Source organism: Pseudomonas silensiensis, from assembly GCF_050434865.1.
In the GTDB taxonomy this organism is placed as follows: Bacteria; Pseudomonadota; Gammaproteobacteria; order Pseudomonadales; family Pseudomonadaceae; genus Aquipseudomonas; species Aquipseudomonas fluorescens_W.
The window spans coordinates 42801-49695 of sequence record NZ_JBNDJH010000038.1 but is presented as its reverse complement, the minus strand read 5'-3'; the positions used below and the strand labels follow the sequence as shown (position 1 = coordinate 49695).

Annotated in this window: 6 protein-coding genes; all 6 read left to right on the top strand. The window is 58.2% G+C overall.

The features are described 5' to 3' along the window. Positions 1–119: 119 nt before the first annotated feature. The 6 genes from tilS to ispD all read left to right on the top strand — a co-directional run bounded on the left by tilS (position 120) and on the right by ispD (position 6806). The gene (gene tilS / locus QF010_RS32695; protein ID WP_033059925.1) at positions 120–1448 is read left to right on the top strand and encodes a tRNA lysidine(34) synthetase TilS; all 1329 of its coding nucleotides are present in this window, start codon (positions 120–122) and stop codon (positions 1446–1448) included. A gap of 274 nt (positions 1449–1722) precedes the next feature. Next, the gene (gene pyrG / locus QF010_RS32690) at positions 1723–3354 is read left to right on the top strand and encodes a CTP synthase (RefSeq protein WP_429534736.1); all 1632 of its coding nucleotides are present in this window, start codon (positions 1723–1725) and stop codon (positions 3352–3354) included. Between the two features lie 5 nt (positions 3355–3359). After that, positions 3360–4205 (top strand): 3-deoxy-8-phosphooctulonate synthase, encoded by an 846-nt coding sequence (gene kdsA, locus QF010_RS32685; RefSeq protein WP_033059920.1) that lies wholly within the window; start codon positions 3360–3362, stop codon positions 4203–4205. Between the two features lie 156 nt (positions 4206–4361). Next, on the top strand, positions 4362–5651 hold the full coding sequence (gene eno / locus QF010_RS32680; RefSeq protein WP_033059918.1) for a phosphopyruvate hydratase: 1290 nt from the start codon (positions 4362–4364) through the stop codon (positions 5649–5651). Positions 5652–5823: 172 nt separating this feature from the next. Continuing rightward, positions 5824–6102 carry a cell division protein FtsB gene (gene ftsB, locus QF010_RS32675; protein ID WP_008028992.1) on the top strand — a complete coding sequence of 93 codons (279 nt, stop codon included), beginning with the start codon at positions 5824–5826 and terminating at the stop codon, positions 6100–6102. Beyond that, positions 6099–6806, top strand: coding sequence for a 2-C-methyl-D-erythritol 4-phosphate cytidylyltransferase (gene ispD, locus QF010_RS32670; protein WP_429534735.1), 708 nt, complete (start codon positions 6099–6101; stop codon positions 6804–6806). The genes ftsB and ispD overlap by 4 nt, the downstream gene beginning before the upstream one ends. Positions 6807–6895: the final 89 nt, after the last annotated feature.

Genomic DNA, 6895 nt, shown 5'->3' with positions numbered 1-6895 from the left:
GCTCTGTCGGGTGGCATTCGCCCTGATGAAAAATCAGAGCGAATACTTGTCAGCCTGAGAATTCAGGGTTGCGGGGCAACATAGAATCTCCCACATTTGATTTGCATGAAGTGATTGATATGAGTCAGCCCAAGATTGATCTGTCAGCCAGGCTACTCCGGAGTCTGAAACCCTGGCTAAACGCTAGGGCCTGGCGCATCGCCTTCTCCGGCGGCCTCGACTCCACAGTCCTGCTGCACCTGCTCGCCGATCTCGCCAAAACCCAATCCCTGCCGGCGCTAAACGCCATCCACGTCCATCATGGTCTTCAGGCTGTGGCTGATGCGTGGCCGGATCATTGTCAGTCGGTCTGTGATGCGCTAGGTGTGCCGCTGCAGGTTGTTCGCGCGCAGATTCAGCCCGGCGCCAGTCTTGAGCGTGCAGCCCGGGATGCGCGATATGCCGCGTTCATCGAGGCGACTCAGGCCAATGAAGTGTTGATGACCGCCCAGCACCGTGACGATCAGGCAGAAACCCTGTTGTTTCGGATGTTGCGCGGGGCAGGGGTGAAGGGGTTGTCGGGGATGCCTCGCCAGCGCCCGCTCGGTAAAGGTCAGCTGCTTCGGCCATTGCTCGACATCACGCGGGCTGAACTTGAAGCCTATGCGGCGGAGCATCGGCTGAGCTGGATCGAAGACCCATCGAACCAGGATCGGCAATTCTCGCGAAACTACCTGCGCCATCAAGTATTCCCGGTATTGACTCAGCGCTGGCCACAAGCGGTAACGACCATGGCCCGCTGCGCTGCGCACCTGAGTGAAGCGCAGGGATTGCTCGATGAGCTTGCACAAATCGACCTGGCTGGCGCCAGCACTGCCAATGATTTTGATTGGCTGGGATTGCCATCCCTGGAGCTGGTGGCATTGGAAACGCTGTCCGCTGCTCGTCAGCGTAATGCGTTAAGTCATTGGCTCGAACCGCTGACGCGACTGCCGGACAGTGACCATTGGTCGGGTTGGGAGAGTTTGCGTGATGCCACCAGCGATGCCTGCCCGATCTGGCAGCTGGCGGATGGCGAACTGCATCGGGCAGGTGGGCGTATCTGGTGGTTGTCCGGCAGTTGGTTGCGCCCGTCGCCCGCCGTCGGAAACTGGCCCGACCCCTCGCTATCGCTGGTGTTGCCGGACAACGGCGTGCTCACACTCACCGGTCAAATCCCCGATGGCCTGCTGCATATCCGCTATCGTGAGGGAGGTGAGGTGATGAATCTGCCCGGTCGCGGCCATCGCGATCTAAAGCGTTTGCTCAATGAACGTGGTGTGCCGGCGTTCGCCCGTGGCAGATTGCCGCTGCTCTACCGAGACGAGCAATTGCTGGCGGTGGCCAACCTGCGGGGCTTGGATGGCAGCGCAAAGGACCGTTGGAATTTGCATTGGCAGCCACCGACCGAAGATCAAGGTTTGAGCTGAAAGGGGCTTTCCGGTAGACTACGCTCCCTTCTTGATACAACTTCTGTGGATTCGCATGAATTGCAGGAGTTGCCGATTACCAAGCAGTCTTTGCTGGGCGATTCCAAAAAATGTGTAGCGAGCAACGTACCGGTGTTTCATCTTCCGGTCTGTCCCAACGCGGCGGTTTTTTTGAAAGGTGCACTGTGATTAATGCAGGTGATCGGGGGCTTCGGCCTTCCTTCGCTTTCCCCGGCGGCTCGGACCGCTTTAACGCAGACTTCTAGGGTTTTTCATGACGCGCTACATATTCGTCACGGGCGGTGTTGTTTCTTCATTGGGGAAAGGCATCGCATCGGCTTCATTGGCGGCCATCCTGGAGGCGCGGGGACTTAAGGTCACCATGCTGAAGCTGGACCCGTACATCAACGTTGACCCGGGCACCATGAGCCCGTTCCAGCACGGTGAAGTGTTCGTCACCCACGACGGCGCCGAGACCGACCTGGACCTGGGCCACTACGAGCGGTTCATCCGCACGACCATGACCCAGAACAACAACTTCACCACCGGCCGTGTCTACGAACACGTCCTGCGCAAAGAGCGCCGTGGTGATTACCTGGGCGCGACCATTCAGGTGATCCCGCACATCACCGACGAAATCAAGCGCCGGATCATCAAGGGCGCCGGCGATGCCGACGTGGCCATGGTCGAGATCGGTGGCACCGTGGGTGACATCGAGTCCCAGCCGTTCCTCGAAGCGATCCGTCAATTGCGTTTCGAAGTCGGCGCCAAGCGCGCGATGCTGATGCACCTGACACTGGTGCCGTACATCGCCACTGCCGGCGAAACCAAAACCAAGCCAACCCAGCACTCGGTCAAGGAACTGCGTTCCATCGGCCTGCAGCCAGACGTGCTGGTCTGCCGTTCCGATCACCCGATCGACATCTCCTCGCGTCGCAAGATCGCGCAGTTCACCAACGTTGAAGAACGTGCGGTGATTGCGCTGGAAGACGCCGACACCATCTACAAGATCCCGGGCATTCTGCACTCCCAGGGCCTGGATGATTTCGTTGTCGAGCGTTTCGGCCTGCAATGTGGCGGCGCCGATCTGTCCGAGTGGGAAGCCGTGGTCGACGCCAAGCTCAACCCTGAGCATGAAGTCACCATCGCCATGGTCGGCAAGTACATGGAACTGCTGGACGCCTACAAGTCGCTGATCGAAGCGATGAGTCACGCCGGCATCAGCAACCGCACCAAGGTCAACCTGCGCTACATCGATTCCGAAGACATCGAAAACCAGGGCACTGCGCTGCTCGAAGGTGTCGACGCGATTCTGGTACCAGGCGGCTTCGGTCTGCGTGGCGTGGAAGGCAAGATCACTGCCGTTCAATACGCTCGTGAAAACAAGGTTCCGTACCTGGGCATCTGCCTGGGCATGCAAGTGGCCGTGATCGAGTTCGCTCGTAACGTGCTGGGCTGGAAAGACGCCAACTCCACCGAGTTCGATCGTGCCAGCGGTCATCCGGTCGTGGGTCTGATCACAGAGTGGGAAGATGCCACCGGCGCCGTCGAAACCCGTACCGAATCGTCCGACCTGGGCGGCACCATGCGCCTTGGCGCTCAGGATTGCCTGCTGGAATCAGGTTCCCTGGTGCACGATTGCTATGCCAAGGACGTGATCGTCGAACGTCACCGTCACCGCTACGAAGTGAACAACAACCTGCTGCCGCAAATCATGGAAGCCGGTCTGAAAATCACCGGTCGCTCCGGTGATGGCGCCCTGGTAGAAGTGGTTGAAGCCCCGGATCATCCATGGTTCGTCGCTTGCCAGTTCCACCCTGAATTCACCTCGACACCACGCGACGGTCACCCGTTGTTCAGCGGTTTCGTTAAAGCAGCATTGGTTCAACACCAGAAGAAGGCGTAATTCCTATGGCGCAGAAGATCATCCGTGTAGGCGATATCGAGATTGCCAACGACAAGCCAATGGTGCTTTTCGGTGGCATGAACGTGCTGGAAAGCCGCGACATGGCGATGCAGGTCTGCGAAGAATACGTAAAGGTCACCGAGAAACTCGGTATCCCTTATGTGTTCAAGGCCAGTTTCGACAAGGCCAACCGTTCCTCCGTGACCTCTTACCGTGGCCCCGGCCTGGAAGAGGGCATGCGGATTTTCCAGGACATCAAGCAAGCGTTCGGCGTGCCGATCATCACCGACGTCCACGAGCCTGATCAGGCCGCGGTCGTCGCTGAAGTCTGCGATATCATCCAGTTGCCGGCCTTCTTGTCGCGCCAGACCGACCTTGTGGTCGCGATGGCCAAGACCGGTGCGGTAATCAACATCAAGAAAGCCCAGTTCCTCGCGCCTCAGGAAATGAAACACATCCTGAGCAAATGCGTGGAAGCGGGTAACGATCAGTTGATCCTCTGCGAACGCGGATCGAGCTTCGGTTACAACAACCTGGTCGTCGACATGCTCGGCTTCGGCATCATGAAGCAGTTCGAATACCCGGTGTTCTTCGACGTGACCCACGCGCTGCAAATGCCCGGCGGTCGCTCCGATTCCGCTGGTGGTCGCCGCGCTCAGGTCCTCGATCTGGCCAAAGCTGGCATGAGCCAGTCGTTGGCCGGCCTGTTCCTTGAGGCTCACCCGGACCCGGACAACGCCAAATGCGACGGCCCTTGCGCCTTGCGTCTGGACAAACTGGAGCCATTCCTGGCCCAGCTCAAAGCTTTGGACGAACTGGTGAAGAGTTTTCCGACGGTAGAAACCGCGTAATCCTCATTTCTCCGGTAAAGTACCGCACGAATTAATGCTCAGGCCCTCGGGCTTGGGCCTTATCGTCCGCAAGTCTGCCCGCTGCACGTCACTTGCCGGCGATACAAGATTTCCTTCAGCTGCGTCGTTTTCGTCAACTTTGGAGTGTTTACAACAATGGCAAAAATCGTCGACATCAAAGGTCGTGAAGTTCTCGACTCCCGTGGCAACCCCACCGTGGAAGCGGATGTGCTTCTCGATAACGGCATCATCGGCAGTGCTTGCGCGCCGTCCGGTGCTTCCACTGGCTCGCGTGAAGCGCTCGAGCTGCGTGATGGCGACAAGAGCCGTTACCTGGGCAAAGGCGTTCTCAAAGCCGTCGCCAACATCAACGGTCCGATCCGCGACCTGTTGAAAGGTGCAGATCCTAGCGACCAGAAAGCGCTGGATCACGCGATGATCAAGCTCGACGGCACTGAAAACAAAGGCTCCCTGGGCGCCAACGCGATCCTCGCCGTTTCCCTGGCAGCCGCCAAGGCCGCCGCACAGGACCAGGACCTGCCGCTGTACGCTCACATCGCCAACCTGAACGGCACCCCGGGTGTTTACTCGATGCCGGTTCCGATGATGAACATCATCAACGGTGGCGAGCACGCCGATAACAACGTCGACATCCAGGAATTCATGGTCCAGCCAGTAGGCGCCAAGTCTTTCTCGGAAGGTCTGCGCATGGGTACCGAGATTTTCCATCACCTGAAAGCTGTTCTGAAGGCCCGTGGCCTGAGCACTGCTGTGGGTGACGAAGGTGGTTTCGCACCGAACCTGGCTTCCAACGAAGACGCTTTGAAAGTGATCTCCGAAGCCGTGGCCAACGCCGGTTACAAGCTGGGCACCGACGTGACCCTGGCACTGGACTGCGCGGCCAGCGAATTCTACGAAGACGGTAAATACAACCTGTCCGGCGAAGGCCAGGTGTTCACCGCTGAAGGTTTCGCTGACTACCTGAAAGGCCTGACCGAGCGTTATCCGATCATCTCGATCGAAGACGGTCTGGACGAGTCCGACTGGGCTGGCTGGAAAATCCTCACCGACAAGATCGGCGAGAAAGTCCAACTGGTAGGCGACGACCTGTTCGTGACCAACACCAAGATCCTGAAAGAAGGCATCGATAAAAAGATCGCCAACTCGATCCTGATCAAGTTCAACCAGATCGGCACCCTGACCGAAACCCTGGAAGCCATCCAGATGGCCAAGGCCGCTGGTTACACCGCCGTGATCTCGCACCGCTCCGGCGAAACCGAAGATTCGACCATTGCCGACCTGGCAGTGGGCACCTCGGCTGGCCAGATCAAGACCGGTTCCCTGTGCCGTTCCGACCGCGTTTCCAAGTACAACCAACTGCTGCGTATCGAAGAGCAGTTGAATGGCAAAGCCAAGTACAACGGTCGCAGCGAATTCCGCGGTTAATCGTTAACGGGTAAAAAAGACACCGGATTGTGTCGGAAAAATCGCTACAGCGATGGATTTGCCACTAATCTGATGCCTTATAAGCACAAGCCTGGTTCTTCCAGGCTTCGTGCTATCAGAAGCTTCAAAGTTTTGGCATGGCTGTCTTTTTTCACTGGATACCTGATATTCGATGCGCAGTCCCAATTGGTTGTTCCTCGTCTTGCTCCTGCTGCTGGCTGGCCTGCAATACCGCCTGTGGGTGGGTAATGGCAGTCTGGCGCAAGTGGCCGAACTGACTCAGCAGATCGCAGATCAACACGCTGAGAACGAGGGGCTGCTTGAGCGCAATCGGGTGATGGACGCTGAAGTCAGTGAACTGAAAAAGGGCATGGAGACCGTTGAAGAGCGGGCTCGTCATGAGTTGGGCATGGTCAAGGACGGTGAAACCCTTTACCAGTTGGCTCAATGAACCCCTCGTTACCGGCCTTCTGGGCTGTAATTCCTGCCGCGGGCGTCGGTGCCCGTATGGCCGCGGACCGTCCCAAGCAATACTTGCAACTGGGCGGGCGCACTATTCTCGAACACAGCCTCGGCTGTTTCCTTGATCATCCTTGCCTGAAAGGGTTGGTGGTCAGTCTTGCTGTTGATGATCCTTATTGGCCGAACCTGGCGTGTGCCAGCGATCCGCGAATTCAGCGGGTTGAAGGGGGTTCCGAGCGTTCCGGGTCGGTACTCAATGCGTTGCTGCATTTGCATGCGCAAGGCGCTGACGATGAGGATTGGGTGCTTGTTCACGATGCCGCGCGGCCGAATCTGAGCCGTGATGATCTGGACAAGTTGCTGGGTGAACTCGCCGAGGATCCGGTCGGTGGACTGCTGGCGGTTCCGGCACGCGATACCCTCAAACGGGTAGACAAACACGGTCGTGTGGTCGAAACCGTGGATCGCAGTGTGATCTGGCAAGCCTATACGCCGCAGATGTTTCGCCTTGGTGCATTGCATCGGGCGTTGGCCGACAGTCTGGTGGCCGATGCGGTCATCACTGACGAAGCTTCGGCCATGGAGTGGGCGGGCCTGGCGCCGCGCCTGATCGAAGGCCGGTCCGACAACCTCAAAGTAACTCGCCCCGAAGACCTCGAGTGGTTGCGCCAGCGTTGGTCCAATCGTCACTGATTGACTCGGGTTCAGTGTTATCCCCAATCGCGAGCAGGCTCACTCCTACAAGGTTACGTCCACTGTAGGAGTGAGCCTGCTGTCCAGGC